General features: G+C 72.3%; 15 protein-coding genes. 9 read left to right on the top strand and 6 right to left on the bottom strand.

Features of this window, described 5'->3' with window-relative positions:
* Positions 1-39: 39 nt before the first annotated feature.
* Positions 40-2,001 (bottom strand): BCCT family transporter, encoded by a 1,962-nt coding sequence (locus ABD220_RS16655; protein ID WP_344124499.1) that lies wholly within the window; start codon positions 1,999-2,001, stop codon positions 40-42.
* A 327-nt stretch (positions 2,002-2,328) separates the two neighbouring features.
* Between ABD220_RS16655 and dnaK the strand changes: the two genes are divergently transcribed.
* The 4 genes from dnaK to ABD220_RS16675 all read left to right on the top strand — a co-directional run bounded on the left by dnaK (position 2,329) and on the right by ABD220_RS16675 (position 6,472).
* On the top strand, positions 2,329-4,185 hold the full coding sequence (gene dnaK / locus ABD220_RS16660) for a molecular chaperone DnaK (protein WP_344124501.1): 1,857 nt from the start codon (positions 2,329-2,331) through the stop codon (positions 4,183-4,185).
* A gap of 2 nt (positions 4,186-4,187) precedes the next feature.
* Complete coding sequence (locus ABD220_RS16665) at positions 4,188-4,829, top strand: nucleotide exchange factor GrpE (protein ID WP_425552578.1); 642 nt, start codon at positions 4,188-4,190, stop codon at positions 4,827-4,829.
* A gap of 166 nt (positions 4,830-4,995) precedes the next feature.
* Positions 4,996-6,030 carry a DnaJ C-terminal domain-containing protein gene (locus tag ABD220_RS16670; protein WP_344124506.1) on the top strand — a complete coding sequence of 345 codons (1,035 nt, stop codon included), beginning with the start codon at positions 4,996-4,998 and terminating at the stop codon, positions 6,028-6,030.
* A gap of 1 nt (position 6,031) precedes the next feature.
* Positions 6,032-6,472: a heat shock protein transcriptional repressor HspR gene (locus tag ABD220_RS16675; protein ID WP_344124507.1), complete on the top strand. Its 441-nt coding sequence runs from the start codon at positions 6,032-6,034 to the stop codon at positions 6,470-6,472.
* A gap of 27 nt (positions 6,473-6,499) precedes the next feature.
* Here ABD220_RS16675 and ABD220_RS16680 read toward each other — a convergent pair whose 3' ends face one another.
* The 3 genes from ABD220_RS16680 to ABD220_RS16690 are packed head-to-tail and all read right to left on the bottom strand — an operon-like array spanning position 6,500 to position 8,401.
* On the bottom strand, positions 6,500-6,994 hold the full coding sequence (locus ABD220_RS16680) for a GNAT family N-acetyltransferase (RefSeq protein ID WP_344124509.1): 495 nt from the start codon (positions 6,992-6,994) through the stop codon (positions 6,500-6,502).
* Positions 6,991-7,782: a tRNA (guanosine(46)-N7)-methyltransferase TrmB gene (gene trmB, locus ABD220_RS16685; RefSeq protein WP_344124510.1), complete on the bottom strand. Its 792-nt coding sequence runs from the start codon at positions 7,780-7,782 to the stop codon at positions 6,991-6,993. The genes ABD220_RS16680 and trmB overlap by 4 nt, the downstream gene beginning before the upstream one ends.
* A 4-nt stretch (positions 7,783-7,786) precedes the next feature.
* The gene (locus tag ABD220_RS16690; protein ID WP_344124512.1) at positions 7,787-8,401 is read right to left on the bottom strand and encodes an LOG family protein; all 615 of its coding nucleotides are present in this window, start codon (positions 8,399-8,401) and stop codon (positions 7,787-7,789) included.
* A gap of 257 nt (positions 8,402-8,658) precedes the next feature.
* On the opposite strand from ABD220_RS16690, the gene ABD220_RS16695 reads away from it, so the two are divergent.
* The 3 genes from ABD220_RS16695 (at position 8,659) to ABD220_RS16705 (ending at position 12,466) form a co-directional block, all read left to right on the top strand.
* The gene (locus tag ABD220_RS16695) at positions 8,659-9,924 is read left to right on the top strand and encodes a multidrug effflux MFS transporter (protein ID WP_344124513.1); all 1,266 of its coding nucleotides are present in this window, start codon (positions 8,659-8,661) and stop codon (positions 9,922-9,924) included.
* A gap of 154 nt (positions 9,925-10,078) precedes the next feature.
* Positions 10,079-11,524, top strand: a complete 1,446-nt coding sequence (locus ABD220_RS16700; RefSeq protein WP_344124514.1) for an alanine/glycine:cation symporter family protein — start codon at positions 10,079-10,081, stop codon at positions 11,522-11,524.
* Between the two features lie 66 nt (positions 11,525-11,590).
* Positions 11,591-12,466 carry a D-hexose-6-phosphate mutarotase gene (locus ABD220_RS16705; RefSeq protein WP_344124515.1) on the top strand — a complete coding sequence of 292 codons (876 nt, stop codon included), beginning with the start codon at positions 11,591-11,593 and terminating at the stop codon, positions 12,464-12,466.
* 19 nt (positions 12,467-12,485) lie between these two features.
* Here ABD220_RS16705 and ABD220_RS16710 read toward each other — a convergent pair whose 3' ends face one another.
* Positions 12,486-14,141, bottom strand: a complete 1,656-nt coding sequence (locus ABD220_RS16710; RefSeq protein ID WP_344124517.1) for an HNH endonuclease signature motif containing protein — start codon at positions 14,139-14,141, stop codon at positions 12,486-12,488.
* A 138-nt stretch (positions 14,142-14,279) separates the two neighbouring features.
* On the bottom strand, positions 14,280-14,675 hold the full coding sequence (locus tag ABD220_RS16715; protein ID WP_344124519.1) for a hypothetical protein: 396 nt from the start codon (positions 14,673-14,675) through the stop codon (positions 14,280-14,282).
* Between the two features lie 188 nt (positions 14,676-14,863).
* Here ABD220_RS16715 and ABD220_RS16720 point away from each other — a divergent pair, with 188 nt between their 5' ends.
* Complete coding sequence (locus ABD220_RS16720) at positions 14,864-15,640, top strand: type 1 glutamine amidotransferase domain-containing protein (protein ID WP_344124521.1); 777 nt, start codon at positions 14,864-14,866, stop codon at positions 15,638-15,640.
* 119 nt (positions 15,641-15,759) lie between these two features.
* Positions 15,760-16,512: an SDR family NAD(P)-dependent oxidoreductase gene (locus ABD220_RS16725; RefSeq protein WP_344124523.1), complete on the top strand. Its 753-nt coding sequence runs from the start codon at positions 15,760-15,762 to the stop codon at positions 16,510-16,512.
* The last annotated feature ends 200 nt before the right edge of the window (positions 16,513-16,712 follow it).

A 16,712-nucleotide genomic window follows, 5' to 3' on the forward strand; every position in this document is an offset into this window, starting at 1 on the left:
CCGCCGCCCGGGGGCGACGGCCGCACGGAGAACGGGGCCTCAGGCCCGGTCGCCGGCCGGATCGAGGGCGCGCTCGGGGTCCTGCTCGCGAGCCTGCTCGGGGTCCTGCTCGCGATCCTGCTCGGGGTCCCGGGCCGGGGCTGATTCGGCGGTGAGGTCGATCTCCTCGCCGTTCTCGTCGACCCGCCGGTACCAGTCGGTGACGGCCGGGTCGTGGGAGTCGAACGTCTCGCCGGCGGCGCGGGCGCCCTGGGCGTGCTCCACCTGCAGGGCGAAGTCGTCGCCGTGCTCCTCGATGCCGTGGATCACGGCCTTGCGGACGGCCGTGAGGCCGAACTCGTGACGGATGGTCGAAGGGTCGCTGCGCAGGTCCTTGTAGAAGGAGACCATCAGGAACGCGACGATCACGGCGAAGGGCAGGGCCGAGACGGTCACGAGGTTCTGCATGCCGGTCAGGGCGTCGTCGCCGCCCACGAGCATCATGACGGTCGCGATGCCGCCGAGGCAGAGGCCCCAGAACACGACGATCGACCGGCTGGCCTCGGGTCGGCCCTGCTGCGAGAGCGTGCCCATGACGACGGACGCGGAGTCGGCGCTCGTCACGAAGAAGATGGCGACGACGACCATGGCGAGCACCGAGGTGACCGCGCCCAGGGGCAGGGCGTTGAGCATGCCGAAGAGCGCTGCCTCCTGGCCGCCGGCGCCGGCGAGGTCGGTCCCGGTGCGCTGCAGGTACATGGACGTGCCGCCGATGACCACGAACCAGAGCACGCACATCGAGGAGGGGACCACGAGCACCACGGTCACGAACTGGCGCAGCGTGCGGCCGCGGGAGATCTTGGCGATGAACATCCCGACGAACGGGGACCAGGACAGCCACCAGGCCCAGTAGAAGACGGTCCAGCCACCGGCGAAGGCGGTCGAGTCCTCGCCCCACCCGCCGGTCTGGCCGGTCATCCACAGGTACTCCTGCAGGTACGTGCTGAACACCGCGGGGACCAGGTCCAGGATCAGGACGGTGGGCCCGGCCACGAACACGAACAGGGCCAGCAGGAAGGCCAGCATCAGGTTCGTGGTGGAGAGGTAGCGCATGCCGCGGGCCACGCCGGAGACGGCGGAGACCACGAAGGCGGCCGTGAGGACGGCGATGATGGCGATGAGGCCGGCGTTGCCGAGGGGTCCCCAGCCGGCGACGATCTCGAGGCCCCGGGCGATCTGCAGTGCGCCGATGCCCAGGGAGGCCGCGGTGCCGAAGAGGGTCGCGAAGATGGCGAACACGTCGATGAGCCGGCCCAGACCGCCCTCGGCGTGCCGCTGGCCGATCAGCGGCACGAAGATCCGGCTGATGAGCGGGGGACGTCCGCGGCGGTACGCGCCGTAGGCGACGGCCGCCCCGACCACGGCGTACATGGCCCAGGGGTTGAGGCCCCAGTGGAAGGCGGTCTGGACGAGGGCGTAGACCGTCATCTCCTCGGAGCCGGGCTCCGCCCCGAAGCCGGGGACGCCCGCGCCGAAGTGGCTCAGGGGCTCGGAGGCGCCGTAGAACATCAGGCCGATGCCCATGCCGGCGGCGAAGAGCATGGCGAGCCACGAGAAGAAGGAGTACTCGGGCTTCTCGTCGTCCATGCCCAGCGGGATGCGGCCGGTGCGGCTGAAGCCGACGACGAGCATGAACAGGACCGCGGCCGTGGACAGGGCCGTGAAGAACCAGCCGGTGTTGCCCGTGACCCAGCCCAGGGCCGCGGTGGAGGCGGCGGTCAGGGACTCGGTGGACAGCACGCCCCAGGCGAGGAACGCCACGATCAGCGCGGCGGTGACGAGGAAGACGACCTTGTCCGTGCCGTAGTGCAGCTTCTGGTCCTCGACGGCGATGCCGGGGACCAGGGCGGGGTGGATGCCGTGGGGGTAGTTGATCTCGCGCAGCACCTCCCGGGGCTTCGTCCGGCGGGAGAGGTCGGCCGGGCTCGGTGGTTGCGGCGTATAAGGTGGCGTGCTGCTCACGGAGGCTCCTGCGGTGTCGGGGGGCGTGCGGTGGCGTGTCGGTGCGTTCGGTGGCGTGCGGGGCGGACCCGGGGTGTCGTCAGCGGCCCGCCAGGACGGGCACAAATACATCAGGTTAGCCGATGCCCTGCCGGAGGGGCAGGGCCGCGTGGCATCTCACACCCGCCCATGCACCCGAGTTGAGTCGAGGTGGCTCAAGTTAAGTTGACATCGGCGGCTCACGTGGCAGACTTGAGTCAGGAAAACTCAAGAACTTGAGACCTCCGGGACCCCAACGGGGCCGGTACGGCCCACCCGGTTCAGCTCGACCCGAAGGAGAACACGTCCATGTCTCGTGCAGTAGGAATCGACCTCGGCACCACCAACTCCGTGGTGTCCGTGCTGGAGGGCGGCGAGCCCACCGTCATCGCCAACGCCGAGGGCAACCGGACCACGCCGTCCGTCGTCGCCTTCTCGAAGGACGGCGAGACCCTGGTCGGTGACATCGCCAAGCGCCAGGCCGTCACCAACGTGGACCGCACGATCGCCTCGGTGAAGCGCCACATGGGCACCGGGTGGTCCACCGACATCGACGGCAAGAAGTACACGCCGCAGGAGATCTCGGCGCGCATCCTGATGAAGCTCAAGACCGACGCCGAGTCCTACCTCGGCGACAAGGTCACCGACGCCGTGATCACCGTCCCGGCGTACTTCAACGACGCCGAGCGCCAGGCCACCAAGGAGGCCGGTGAGATCGCGGGCATGAACGTCCTGCGCATCGTCAACGAGCCCACCGCCGCGGCGCTGGCCTACGGGTTGGAGAAGGGCAAGGAGGACGAGCTCATCCTCGTCTTCGACCTCGGTGGCGGAACCTTCGACGTCTCCCTGCTGGAGGTCGGCAAGGACGAGGACGACTTCTCCACCATCCAGGTCCGCGCGACCGCCGGCGACAACCGGCTCGGCGGCGACGACTGGGACCAGCGCATCGTCGACTGGCTGCTGGCGCAGGTGAGGTCCAAGACCGGCGCCGACCTGTCCAAGGACAAGATCGCCCTGCAGCGTCTCAAGGAGACCGCCGAGCAGGCCAAGAAGGAGCTCTCCTCCGCGACGAGCACCAACATCTCCCTGCAGTACCTCTCCGTGACCCCCGAGGGTCCGGTGCACCTGGACGAGCGCCTGACCCGCGCCAAGTTCGAGGAGCTCACCCGCGACCTGCTCGAGCGCACCGAGAAGCCGTTCAAGGACGTCATCGCCGAGGCCGGCATCTCCGTGTCCGACATCGACCACGTGGTGCTGGTGGGCGGCTCGACCCGCATGCCCGCCGTCGCGGAGACCGTCCAGCGCCTGGCCGGCAAGGAGCCCAACAAGGGCGTCAACCCCGACGAGGTCGTCGCCGTGGGCGCGGCCATCCAGGCGGGCGTGCTCAAGGGCGACCGCAAGGACGTGCTGCTGATCGACGTGACCCCGCTGTCGCTGGGCATCGAGACCAAGGGCGGGGTGATGACCAAGCTCATCGAGCGCAACACGGCCATCCCGACCAAGCGCTCCGAGACCTTCACCACCGCGGAGGACAACCAGCCGTCCGTGTCCATCCAGGTCTTCCAGGGCGAGCGCCAGTTCACCCGGGACAACAAGAACCTGGGCACCTTCGAGCTGACCGGCATCGCTCCGGCCCCGCGTGGCGTGCCCCAGATCGAGGTCACCTTCGACATCGACGCCAACGGCATCGTCCACGTCTCGGCGAAGGACAAGGGCACCGGCACCGAGCAGTCGATGACCATCACCGGCGGCACCTCGCTGTCGAAGGAGGACATCGACCGGATGGTCAAGGACGCCGAGGCCAACGCCGAGGCCGACCGCGTGCGCCGCGAGGCCGCCGACCTGCGCAACAACGCGGAGCAGCAGGCGTACTCCGTCGACAAGCTCCTGAAGGACAACGACGAGAAGCTGCCCGCGGACGTCAAGTCCGAGGTGCAGGCGGACGTCGACGCCCTGAAGCAGGCGCTCGAGGGCGAGGACGACGACGCCGTGAAGACGGCGTACGACAAGCTGCAGCAGTCCCAGACCAAGCTCGGCGAGGCCCTCTACGCGCAGTCGCAGACCGAGGGTGCCGAGGGCGCCCCGGGTGCGGGCGCCACCGGTGCCACCGGTGACGAGGACATCGTCGACGCCGAGGTCGTCGACGACGAGGACGAGAAGAAGTGAGCATGCCCGACCCCACTCCAGGACCCGACGAGAACGCGGACGACCGGGCTGCCGGGAACGTTCCCGGTGACCCCGGCGAGCAGCGCGCGCAGGACCCCGGCGACGGCCCCCGCGAGGAGGCCGGGCCGGAGGGCCTGACGGTGGAGGACATCCTCTCGACGCCCCAGTCGACGGACGCGGAGTCCGGGGACGGCGCGCCGGAGGCCGCGGGGGAGGGCTCCCCTGCGGCGGCCCTCGCCGAGGAGCGGCTCGAGGAGCTGCGCCGGCTGCAGGCCGAGTTCGTGAACTTCAAGCACCGCACGGCGCGCGAGAAGGAGCAGCTGCGGACGTTCGTGACGGGCGACCTCCTGCAGACGCTGCTGCCGGTGTTCGACGACATCGACGCGGCCCGGCAGGCGGGTGATCTCACCGACGGCCCGTTCGCGGCGATCGCGAACAAGCTCGAGGAGACCCTCGTGCGGCAGGGGCTCGTGCGCATCGGGGAGGTCGGGGAGAAGTTCGACCCGAACGTCCACGAGGCGGTGCTGCAGCAGCCCACGAGCGAGGTCGAGCCGGACCAGGTCTCGATGGTGCTGCGCTCCGGCTTCCGGATCGGCGAGCGCGTGGTGCGGCCGGCCCAGGTCGCCGTCGCGGTCGCCGAGTGAGGCCGGTCCGGGCCTGAGCCCGGCGACGGCAGGGGAGGTCCGTCCCGCGGGCCTCCCCTGACCCGTCCACCCGTCCCCCGGCGCCGCGGCGCCGGGGGACGACCCCAGGACCACCACCGGGCCCTGCTCCGCAGGACCCCGACCGGCCCCACAGAAAGGAGGCGTCATGGCCAGCCAGGACTGGATCGACAAGGACTTCTACAGCATTCTCGGCGTCTCCAAGGACGCGTCCGCAGCCGACGTCAAGAAGGCCTACCGCAAGCTCGCCCGCCAGTACCACCCGGACCAGAACCCGGGCGACGCGGAGGCCGAGCAGCGGTTCAAGGACATCACGGAGGCGAACTCCGTGCTCTCCGACCCGGAGGAGCGCAAGCAGTACGACGCGATCCGCGCGATGGGCTCCGGAGCGCGCTTCACCGCCGGCGGCCCGGGCGGTGCCGGCGGCTCGGCGAACTTCGAGGACCTCTTCGGCGACATCTTCGGCGGAGGCGGCGGCGGGCGCCGCCGTCGCACCACCTACTCCACGGGCGGGGCGGGCGGCCCGGGCGGGTTCGAGGACCTGTTCGCGCAGTTCGGCGGGCAGACCGGGTACGGCGGGCAGACCGGGTACGGCGGGCCGGGCGGCTACGGCGGCTACCAGGCCCCGCCGGCACGCGGGGAGGACATCCGGACGGAGACGACCATCCCGTTCCGCTCCTCGGTGCACGGGACCACGGTCAAGCTGCGCCGGGGCAACGGCCAGGAGACCACGGTGCGGATCCCGCCCGGCGTGCGCGACGGGCAGAAGCTCAAGCTCGCCGGCAAGGGCCACTCGGGTGCCGGTGGGGCCGGTGACCTCTACGTCACCGTGCACGTGACGCCGCACCCCTTCTTCCGGCGCGTCGAGGGCACGGACGACGTCGAGGTCACCGTGCCCATCACGTTCCCCGAGGCGGCGCTGGGCGCCACGATCGAGGTGCCCGTGCTGGACGGGGGCACCGTGCGGCTGAAGGTGCCGGCCGGCACCTCCTCGGGCCGGCGCTTCCGCGTCAAGGGGCGCGGGTTCAGCACCACCAAGGGCACGGGGCACCTGATCGTGACGGTCGAGGTGCACGTGCCGGCCGAGCTCGACGAGCAGGCGCGGGCCGCGGTCCGGGCGTTCGCCGAGGCGACCGCGGCCGATGATCCCCGGGCCGGTCTGGCCGAGAAGGCACGGGTGTGAGATGGCACTGGATGCCGATCAGCCGCTGTTCGTGATCTCCGTGGCCGCGGAGATCGCAGAGATGCACCCGCAGACGCTGCGCCAGTACGACCGGCTGGGCCTGGTCAAGCCGTCCCGCGCCCCCGGCCGGGCCCGCCGCTACTCGCAGCGCGACATCGAGAAGCTGCAGCAGATCCAGGTGCTGTCCCAGCAGGGCGTCTCCCTCGAGGGCATCCGGCGCATCCTCCAGCTGGAGAACCAGGTCGAGGCTCTGCGCTCGAGGGTGGCCGAGCTGTCCCAGGAGCTCGAAGAGGCACGGGACCGGGCCGAGGAGTCCTCGCGGATCTTCGCCGCCGGTGTCGGCGGGGACGTGGTGCGCATGGCCCGCGGCGCCCGTCCCAGGGCCCGCAAGATCTCGCAGGCCGTGGTGCTGTACCGGCCCCCGCGCCCGCAGGAGCGCTGAGCCGCACGGGCCCCGGCCCGGTACGGCTCAGCGCAGGTGCTTCTCGAAGCCCACGTCGTAGACGCCGCCCGGGTAGACCTGGGCGGTCCCGGGCAGCGGGACGTACCCGCTGCTGCGGTACAGGGCATCCGCCTCGGGCTGGCGGCTGCCCGTGGTGAGGTAGATGCGCCGGTAGCCCGCCGCGGCGGCGAGCCGCTCGGGCTCGGCCAGGACGCGCCGCGAGATCCCACGCCGGCGGTGCGCCGGAGCGGTCCACACCCGCTTGAGCTCGGCCGTGACGTCGTCGTGCCGGCGGAACGCGCCGCCGCCCACCGTCACGCCGCCCTCGAGGAGGAGCAGGAGCCCCCCGGCGGGGGCGGTGAAGTCGTCCACGGGGTGGTGCGCCATCTCCTCCGCCCCGATCGTGGGACCGTAGCGCGCCACGTACTCGAGGTGCAGGCCTTCGAGCAGCGGCCGCGTGCGGGGATCGCCCGGGAGCACGACGACGAAGCCGTCCCGCTCCGGGCCGGCAGCTGCGTTCACGCCGTCCGGCGGTAGAGGAGGTCGCGCGGGACGCGGCCCGCCTCCTGGGCCTTGCGCTCGAAGCTCGTGAGGATCCGTCCCTCCCAGCGGGGGGCCCAGCCCGTGTCCGGGTGCTCGTCGTCGGCGAGCGGGCCCGGGTGGAGGTTCTCGAAGTGCGGGGACGCGTCGAGGACCTCGCGCATCACGAGGGCGTACTCCTGCCAGTCCGTGGCGAGCCGCCACAGCCCACCCGGCACGAGCACCCGGGCGGCGAGCTCGGCGAAGGCGGGGGAGACCAGGCGCCGCTTGTGGTGGCGGGTCTTGTGCCAGGGGTCCGGGAAGAACACCCACAGCTCGTCGACCGAGCCGGGGGCGAGCATGTGCTCCAGGACCTCGGGGGCATTCGCCTGCACCACCCGGACGTTGTCCACGCCGGCCTGGCCCGCCTTGAGCAGCAGGTCCGCGATCCCGGGCTTGTACACCTCGACGGCGAGGAAGTTCCGCGCCGGGTCCTGGGCGGCGGCGTGCACGACCGCCTCTCCGAGCCCCGAGCCGACCTCGACGACCAGGGGCGCCTCGCGGCCGAAGGCCGCGGCCGCGTCGAACTCGTGGTCCGGGTGGACGGAGGTGTCCGTGCGCACCCGCGGGACGTCCAGCACCCGGGTGGGCGCCCAGTCGTCCCAGGCCTTCTGGCGGCGGGCGGTGAGGCGGTCGCCGCGGCGCACGAAGGAGTACGGCCGGCGGTGGAACGCCTCGGGGACGGGGCCCTGCTCGGACCCCTCGGCGGGGGAAGGGATGTGCTCGCTCATCGCCCTACATCCTAGGGGCAGGGCGGGCCACCGGCGCGTCGGCCCCGGGAACGGGCGGCTCGGACCAGCGCCGGCGCGGCGCCTCCCACCCCGCGAAACCGGCGAGCAGCTCCTCGGCGTCCTGGGCGACCACGGCGGCGTCCCGGTACTCGGGGCGCACGAGACCGGCCGCGGACATCGAGGCCACCGCGTCCAGCAGGGGCCTCCAGTAGCCGGCCACGTCGAGGAAGCCGACCGGCTTGGCGTGCACCCCCACCTGCAGCCAGGTCCACGCCTCGAAGATCTCCTCGAGGGTGCCCAGGCCGCCGGGCAGGGCCACGAAGCCGTCGGCGAGGGCGGCCATCTCCGCCTTGCGCTCGTGCATGGTCCGGACGATGCGCAGCTCGGTCAGCCCCGTGTGGGCCGTCTCGTCGTCGACCAGGGACTGCGGGATGACCCCGACCACCTCGCCCCCGGCCGCCAGCGCGGCGTCGGCGACGACACCCATCAGCCCCACGTGGCCTCCGCCGTAGACGATGCCCACGCCGCGGCGGGCAAGGGTGGTGGCGAAGCCCCGGGCGGCCTCGGCGAACAGGGGGTCGGAGCCGAGGGAGGCCCCGGTGTACACGGCGAGTCTCATGGAGACATTGTCCCGGCTGTTGTGGCAGTTGATGTCCTGGCTGATGTCGCGTTTCGTGGCCGGTCCCGGCCCACGCCATCGCCCCGGTCCATGTCGCGGTCGCTGTCGTTGTCCCGGTCGCTGTCGTTGTCCCGGTCGTTGTCCCGGTCGCTGCCGTTGTCGCGGCTGCCGTCCCCGTCGTCGTGGTCGCTGTCGCGGCGTCGATAGCATGAAGCCCGCCCCGCACCCGCCCCACAGACCCCTGCCGGAGGACCCCCGTGAGCTCACCGCCGCCCGACGACCCCGTGCGCTCCCGCCTGCGCCTGTCCGGCCGCAAGGACCGGGTGGTGCTGGTGGCGGCCCTGGGGATCCTCAGCGCGGTGAGCCCGATGGCCACGGACATGTACCTGGCCTCGATGCCGGCCATGGCCGGGCACTTCGGGGCGTCGGCCTCCGCGGTCCAGCTGACGCTGACCACGTACATGGTCGGCATGGCCGTGGGACAGTTCCTGCTCGGGCCGGTCTCCGACGTCCTGGGCCGGCACCGGCTCATGGTGGCCGGCAACGCGCTGTTCCTGCTCACCTCCGTCGCCGTGGTCCTGGCCCCGGGCATCGGGACGGTGCTGGTTCTGCGGGCGGTCCAGGGCCTCGCCGGGGCGGCGGGGGTGGTGATCGCCCGCGCCGTGGTCTCGGACATCGCCTCCGGCCGCGGGGCCGCCAAGCTGTTCTCGATCCTCGCGACCATCACCTCCCTCGCCCCGGTGGTGGCCCCGCTGCTGGGCGGGGTCATCGCCACGGTGGCCCCGTGGCAGACCGTGTTCTGGGCGCTCGCGGCGTTCGGGCTGCTGATGCTGGCGTGCTCCGTGCTCGTGATCCCCGAGACGCTGCTCCCGCACCGGCGGCACCGCGGCGGGGTCGGCGCGGTCGTCACCGGGTCCTGGCGGGTGCTGCGCACCCCGTCCTTCATGGCCTACGCGCTGGCCTTCGGCCTCGCGTTCGGCGCCCTGTTCTCCTACATCTCCGCCTCCTCCTTCGTGGTGCAGAACGTGCTCGGCTACTCGGCGCTCGGCTACTCCGTGGTCTTCGCCGCCAACGCGGGCGGCTCGATCCTGGGTGCGGTCGTCAACACCCGCCTCGTCGACCGGATCGAGCCCGGCGCCATCCTCCGCACCGCGATCGTGGTCATGGCGGCCGTCAACACGGTGGGCCTGGGCCTCGTGCTGGCCGGGGTCACCGGGTGGACCACCCTGGTGCACCTCTTCGTGAGCCAGACCTGCATCGGCTTCGTCATGGGCAACGCCGTGGCCCTCGCCCAGAGCCGGGTCCCGGGCCGGGCCGGAGCGGGCTCGGCGGTGCTCGGGCTGGTGCAGTTCCTTCTCGGCGGGCTCGTGAGCCCGCTGACAGGCCTGGCCGGTCAGCACACCGCGGTGCCGATGGCCGTGGCCATGGCGGTGTGCTCGCTGCTCGCCACGGGCGCCGTGCTGCTCGCGCGCCGGCTCTCGCGGCGGGCACCGGAGAACCCGGCAGCCCCGCCCGGGTCGTGACCGGGCGGGAACGGACCGGGCCACACCCCGTGCGGTCCATCGGTCCCTGCCGGGGCGACCAGCGCACCTGTGATTAGATGCCTTCGGCCGAGACCGAGGTCACACTCCCGGTCCGGCCCGATTCCTGATCCACCCGACACCCACGGGAGAAGACATGCTCCAAACCATCGAGACCGCCCTCGGCGAGCTGGGCGGCATCATCTGGGGGCCGTACGTCCTCATCCCCCTGCTGCTGCTCACTGGCCTCTACCTGACCATCCGGCTCGGCGGGCTGCAGTTCCACAAGCTGGGCTCCGCGCTGCGACTGGCCCTGTTCGACCGCAAGGACGCGGACGCCCACGGCGGGGACGTCTCCCAGTTCCAGGCGCTGACCACAGCGCTCGCGGCGACCGTGGGCACCGGCAACATCGTGGGCGTGGCGACCGCGATCTCGATCGGCGGGCCCGGCGCCCTGTTCTGGATGTGGGTCACCGGCCTGCTCGGCATGGCCTCCAAGTACTCCGAGGCGTTCCTGGCCGTGCGGTTCCGCACCACGGACGCCAAGGGCGAGATCTCCGGCGGCCCGCAGTACTACCTGGAGCGCGGCATCCGCAACGGGTTCGGGAAGTTCCTGGCGATCTTCTTCGCCATCGCCGCCGCGCTGGCGGCGTTCGGCATCGGCAACATGACCCAGGGCAACTCCATCGCCTCCAACCTGGAGAGCTCCTTCAGCGTCCCCACCTGGATCACCGGCGCCGTGCTCGCCGTGCTGACGCTCGCCGTGCTCGTGGGCGGCATCAGGTCCATCGGGAAGGTCACCGCGAGCTTCGTCCCGGTCATGATCCTCTTCTACGTCCTGGGCGCCCTGTTCATCCTCGTCGTCAACGTCGCGGCCATCCCGCAGGCGCTCCTCCTGATCTTCACCGATGCCTTCACCGGCACCGCGGCGGTCGGCGGGTTCGCCGGATCGGCCATCATGCTCGCCGTGCAGATGGGCGTGGCCCGCGGCATCTTCTCCAACGAGTCCGGCATGGGCTCGGCCGCGATCGCCGCGGCGGCGGCCCAGACCACCCACCCGGTCCGCCAGGGCCTGGTCTCCATGACGCAGACCTTCATCGACACCATCATCGTGGTGACCTGCACGGGGCTCGTGCTCATCACCACGGGAGTCTGGGAGCAGGGGGCGGACTTCGCCGCGACCATGACCGGCGACGCCTTCAGCCGGGGCCTGCCCGGGCAGTGGGGTCACTACGTGGTCACCATCGGGCTCGTGATGTTCGCCTACTCGACGATCCTCGGGTGGGCCTACTACGGCGAGCGCTGCATGGAGCGGCTCTTCGGCAGGGCAGCGGTGATGCCCTACCGGGTCGTCTTCTCCCTGATCGTGTTCGTGGGCTGCACCGTGCCGCTGGCCGTCGTGTGGAACTTCGCCGACGTGATGAACGGCCTCATGGCCCTGCCCAACCTGCTCGGGCTGCTGCTCCTCTCCGGGCTGATCGTCCGCGAGACGAAGCACTACCTGGACCACGACCCCAAGCTGCGGGCGGACCGCCGGCAGGTCGACGCGTTCATGGAGGGTCACCCCGGAGCGATCGACTCGTACGAGCGCACCGGCGTCTGACCGGCGTCGGCGCACGAGGGCCCGGCCTCCTGACGGGGGCCGGGCCCTCCGTCTAGCCTGAGGGGCATGAGCCAACTCCCCGAGCCCCGCCCCTTCTCCTGCGCGGACGCCACCGGTGCCGTCTACGACCAGGGCGCGCACGTGATCGACTGGATCCCCACGGGACACGCCCCGGTGCTGTGGCTGTCCCCGAGCACCGCGCTCGAGAAGGGCCGCCCCGTGCGCGGGGGTGTCCCGATCTGCTTCCCGTGGTTCGCGGACGGGCCCGAGGGCGGGCGCGAGCCCAAGCACGGTTTCGCCCGCACGCTCCCATGGCACGTCGAGTCCCGCGAATCCTCGGACCACGAGGCAGTGGTCGTCTACCGGCTCTCGGACGCGGACGTCACCGATCCCGCCCACCGGGAGCAGTTCCCGTACCGGTTCGAGGCGTACTGCGTGGTGCGCTTCGGCGCCGAGCTGTCCCTCGAGCTGAGCGTCACGAACACCGGGGAGCGCCCGTTCGACTTCGAGGAGGCCCTGCACGCCTACCTGGCGGTGGGGGACGTGCGGAAGATCAGCGTTGAAGGCCTGGCCGGCGCCTCCTACCGCGACAAGGTCCTGGGCCGGGAGGACTGCGTGCAGGAGGGGGACCTCCGCTTCGAGGACGAGACCGACCGGGTGTACCGCTCGACCGGGGACGTGGCTGTCGTGGACCCCGTGCTGGGGAGGGTGCTGCGGATCCGGAAGAAGAACTCCGGCACGACCGTGGTGTGGAATCCGTGGGCGGACATGGCGGCCTCGATGCCGGACGTGGGACCGGACGTCTGGACGGACTTCGTGTGCGTGGAGGGCGCCAACACCCACGCCGACGCCGTGCACCTGGAGCCGGAGGAGACCCACACCATGGGGTACCGGCTGTCGGTGGAGCCCATGGCGGAGGACCGTGGGCGGCCTACCACCTGACGCGCGGGCGACCCGGCGGTCAGAACGGGGGAGGGTCGGCATCCTCCGGCACGGATCCGTCCTGCACGGATCCGTCCTGCGCCGATCCGTTCTGCACCACGTTGCCGTGCACCCCACCGTCGCGCACCCCACCGTCGTGCATCCCGCTGTCGTGCATCCCACCGTCGTGCACCCCGCTCTTCGGGACGGGACCACCGGCCGTGGCCCCGGCAGAGGGATCGGGCGCGGTCCGGTACGTCCGCCCAGCCGGTGACGTCCACTCGAGCACTCCCCCGGAGGGCGCCGGACCGAGCTGCCGGACCGACCAGCGGCCGAGTGCACCGTTGCGGTGCTTGACGAGGTGGTGGTGGCGGCACAGGTGGGCCAGGTTGTCCGCGGCGGTCCGGCCGCCGTCCTGCCACGCCACCGTGTGGTCGAGGTCGCAGCGCTCGGCCCGCCGGCGGCACCCCGGAAAGCGGCAGGTCCCGTCGCGGATCCGCAGCCGGCGGCGCAGATCGGCCGGCACGGCGTAGCTGGTTCGATCGTGGTCCAGAACGGCGCCCGTGACGGGATGCGTGAGCACGCGGTGCCACGAGGACGCACCGGCGGCCAGCTCGCGCGCGGCTTCCGCGCTGATCGGGCCGTGGCCCGCGAGCATCGGGGCGTCCGCGGGCACACCGGCGGCCGGGCCACCGGCACGGCCTCCGAGCAGCGTGAGCACGGGGACCGTCACACAGACCTGGCCCCGCACACCGCGCGGGAACGTGGGATCGTCCGCGACCTCCCCGGACAGCAGCAGGTCGGCGAGGACGTCCGCCCGCAGCTGCGACTCGGTCCGGACGGCCGCGGCCCCCGGCGCCGCCGTCTCCTCCGACTCCTCCGGCTCGTGGTCCGGTCCCGAGCCGGCGGCCGCCTCCGCGGGCCGGAGGAGCGCCACGAGGGCGTCGAGCCGGTCCTGGACCGCGAGCGCGGTGGGCGCGTCCAGCAGGGCGTGCAGCCACGCCATGCCGTCCTCACCGTGCTCGACCCAGACGCCGCGTCCGGCACGGGCCGATCGGTGCCTCGCCTCCTGCGTCTCGGCCAGCAAGGCCGCGCGCCGGCGCCGTGCCCACGCGCGCAGCTGCGACACCGTGCAGTGCGGGGCCCGCTCCACCAGCTCGGCGGCCAGCCGCCGCACGAGGGCGGGGGGCGCCTCCTGACCCGCGGGGGCACCCTCGATCAGCTCGCGCCACTGGTCGGCGATCACCGAGGCGTGGCGGGCGCTGAAACGGCCCGCCTCCAGCCCCTCGAGTATCTCGGGCAGGTGGAGGCCGAGCACGAGCGCCTCGCGGACCCGCTCGAGGGCCGTGCCTGCGGGCAGCTGGAGCGCCGGGCCGATCTCGTCGGCGATGTCGCGCACCATCTGCTCCTCGGTCTCCAGGAGCGAGCACACGAGTTCGTCGGCCTCGTACGGCATCTGTCCCGCAGAGGAGACCCAGTCGATCTCGCGGTCCTCCCAGGCCAGCAGCCACAGCCGGTGGATGCAGCGCAGCTGGCGCCCCGCCTCCCGCGCCTGCGCGGCCGCGGACCCCACGAGCTCGCCGACGACCGCCCGCACCTCGGCCCGGACACCGGCGTCCAGCACCCGCTCCCCGGCGGGAGCGGCGGGGTGCGGACCCGGAGCAGGACGGGCCCGGCGGTGTGCCGTCGTCGTCATGGGCCCATTTTCCCGGGGGCCTCGGACGTCCTAAGGGCTCCGCGGCAGCGGGCGGGTGCGGACGGGCAGGGACGAGAAACGGGTGCCGCCCGTCCGTGCGGACGAGCGGCACCCGTAGAAGCCCTGCGAGGGCCGTGACTACTTGGAGACCACCAGGGCCGCGGCGATCGCGGCCAGGAAGGCGTCCTTGGAGAGGCCCGTGCCGGCCTCGGACGGGCGGACGCCGTCCTGCTGGGTCATCTCCGGGTTGCGGAAGTACATCGCGAGCAGCCCGGCGGAGAACGCGCCGAGGGCCAGGCCCGCGAGGCGCTTGTTGACGAACGGGGTCAGGAGGGCGGCGCCGATGCCCATCTCCGAGTACGCCACGAACTTGCCGAAGGTGTCGGCGTCCCACTCCTTGAACTGGGGGACACCGGTGGCGGCGAACTGCTGAAGACCCGCGGCGGCCTCCGTGGGGAGGTCCTTCTTGCCGTAGCCGGACTGCAGCAGGTAGGCGCCGGAGACGCCGCGCAGGATCGCGTTGGAGAGGCTCATGGTCGGTCCTTTCAGGAGGGGGAACAGGGTCATTGAGTCGTCAACGACCCTATCAGGGGAGGCCCCGCGCCCTCCGCCCGGAAGGGGCCGGGAGCGAACACCCGCTCCGGGGGCGGTGGGCTGCGCCTAGGCTGGCCACCGGCCCGCGGGACGCTTTCCGCGTCCCGCCACCCGACGGAAGGACAGACATGGACATCGAGACCATGAAGAAGGTTCTGCTGGTTCTCACCAGCCACGACACCCTCGGCGACACCGGGGAGCCGACCGGGTACTTCGTCGGGGAGGCGGCCCACCCGTGGAAGGTGTTCCGGGACGCCGGGTACTTCGTCGACTTCGCCTCCATCGCCGGCGGGCAGCCCCCGCAGGACGGCAAGGACGAGGAGGACGAGGTCCAGCGGCAGTACCTCGAGGACGAGACCGTGCGGGCCTCCCTGTACAACACCCCGCGGATCAGCGTGGTCGACCCGGCCCAGTACGACGCCGTCTACCTCGTGGGCGGGCACGGCACCATGTGGGACTTCACCGGCAACGCCGATCTGCAGTCGCTGGTGGCCGCCGTGCACGACGCCGGGGGAGTCGTCGGCGCCGTCTGCCACGGGCCCTCCGGCCTCGTCGACGTCGAGCTCTCCACCGGTCTGCGCATCGTCGAGGGACGCAGGGTGGCCGCGTTCACCAACGCCGAGGAGCAGGAGGTCGGCAAGTCCGACGTCGTGCCGTTCCTGCTCGAGGACAAGCTCGTCGAGCAGGGCGCGGACGTGCGGACAGCGCCGAACTGGACCGAGAACGTCGTCGTGGACGGCCGTCTGATCACCGGGCAGAACCCGCAGTCCGCGGCCGGGGTGGCCAAGGAGATGACCAAGCTCCTGACCGAGGTGGTGCGCGAGCAGAAGGCCGCCCAGGAGGCGGACTCCGCCGCGCTGCGCCAGGCACGCGACGCCGAGAAGTCCGAGGACGACGAGGGCTGAGTCCCGGCCGGCCGCCGGGAGAGGCAGCGGCCGCGCCCTGCTCGCGGGCCCCGACGTTTCCCGACAGACTGGGAGCGTCGGGCCGCCCGGTCCGGCGGACACACAGGCAGGAGAACCACATGGCTGACCTCAGGGAGAAGGTCGCGCTCGTCACCGGCGCCGCCTCCGGCATCGGCGAGGCCTGCGCCAAGGACCTGGCGGCGCAGGGCGCCAAGGTCGTCGTCACGGACATCGACACCCGGCGGATCGACGACGTCGTCCAGTCGATCATGGCCGCCGGCGGCGCCGCCACCGGCTTCCGGCAGGACGTGGCGAAGCCCGAGGACTGCGAGGCCGCCGTCGAGTTCGCCCAGCAGACCTACGGCGCCCTGCACCTGGCCGTGAACAACGCCGGGGTCGGCGGTGCCGCGGACGCCGTGGGCGAGTCGGACCTCGAGGCGTGGGTGCGCACCGTGCAGATCGACCTGCACTCCGTCATGTTCGGCATGCGCTACCAGCTGCCCGCCATCGAGCAGGCCGGCGGCGGGGCGATCGTCAACATGGCCTCCGTCCACGGCACCGTTGCCGTCGCCGCGGGCAACAGCGCCTACACCGCCGCCAAGCACGGCGTGGTCGGGCTCACCAGACAGGCCGGCGTGGAGTACGGCCGCCGCGGTGTGCGGATCAACGCCGTCGGCCCCGCCTACATCGACACCCCGCTGCTCAGGACCGCGCCGGCCGCCGTCCTCGAGGGACTCGCCGCCAAGCACCCGCTCGGCAGGCTGGGCCGCGCCGAGGAGGTCGCCGCCCTGACCACGTTCCTGCTCTCGGACCGGGCCTCCTTCATGACGGGCGGGTTCTACCTGGTCGACGGCGGGTACACCGCGCTCTAGCCCACCCGTGCCGCGAACTCACCGCACCGGTGCGAGATGCGGGCGCTCACCACCGTGTCCTGCGCCGGTGCGGTCAGTTCGGCGCAGCGGGAGGCGCAGCGGGAGGCGCGGCGGGGTGCGCGCCGCGCCGCGGGATGAGATCGGGGCAACAGGGTGAGCGGGTGCGGCGGTGCTCTGCGCCACATCCCGGCGCCGGCGGC

The sequence above is a fragment of the Kocuria aegyptia genome (assembly GCF_039530085.1).
Taxonomy (GTDB): domain Bacteria; phylum Actinomycetota; class Actinomycetes; order Actinomycetales; family Micrococcaceae; genus Kocuria; species Kocuria aegyptia.

What these genes read in the sequence shown, in the direction of transcription:
- dnaK (WP_344124501.1), top strand. Translation starts at nt 2,329, where the DNA reads ATGTCTCGTGCAGTAGGAATCGACCTCGGCACCACCAACTCCGTGGTG.
- ABD220_RS16665 (WP_425552578.1), top strand. Translation starts at nt 4,188, where the DNA reads ATGCCCGACCCCACTCCAGGACCCGACGAGAACGCGGACGACCGGGCT.
- ABD220_RS16670 (WP_344124506.1), top strand. Translation starts at nt 4,996, where the DNA reads ATGGCCAGCCAGGACTGGATCGACAAGGACTTCTACAGCATTCTCGGC.
- ABD220_RS16675 (WP_344124507.1), top strand. Translation starts at nt 6,032, where the DNA reads ATGGCACTGGATGCCGATCAGCCGCTGTTCGTGATCTCCGTGGCCGCG.
- trmB (WP_344124510.1), bottom strand. Translation starts at nt 7,782, where the DNA reads ATGAGCGAGCACATCCCTTCCCCCGCCGAGGGGTCCGAGCAGGGCCCC.
- ABD220_RS16690 (WP_344124512.1), bottom strand. Translation starts at nt 8,401, where the DNA reads ATGAGACTCGCCGTGTACACCGGGGCCTCCCTCGGCTCCGACCCCCTG.
- ABD220_RS16700 (WP_344124514.1), top strand. Translation starts at nt 10,079, where the DNA reads ATGCTCCAAACCATCGAGACCGCCCTCGGCGAGCTGGGCGGCATCATC.
- ABD220_RS16705 (WP_344124515.1), top strand. Translation starts at nt 11,591, where the DNA reads ATGAGCCAACTCCCCGAGCCCCGCCCCTTCTCCTGCGCGGACGCCACC.
- ABD220_RS16710 (WP_344124517.1), bottom strand. Translation starts at nt 14,141, where the DNA reads ATGACGACGACGGCACACCGCCGGGCCCGTCCTGCTCCGGGTCCGCAC.
- ABD220_RS16715 (WP_344124519.1), bottom strand. Translation starts at nt 14,675, where the DNA reads ATGAGCCTCTCCAACGCGATCCTGCGCGGCGTCTCCGGCGCCTACCTG.
- ABD220_RS16720 (WP_344124521.1), top strand. Translation starts at nt 14,864, where the DNA reads ATGGACATCGAGACCATGAAGAAGGTTCTGCTGGTTCTCACCAGCCAC.
- ABD220_RS16725 (WP_344124523.1), top strand. Translation starts at nt 15,760, where the DNA reads ATGGCTGACCTCAGGGAGAAGGTCGCGCTCGTCACCGGCGCCGCCTCC.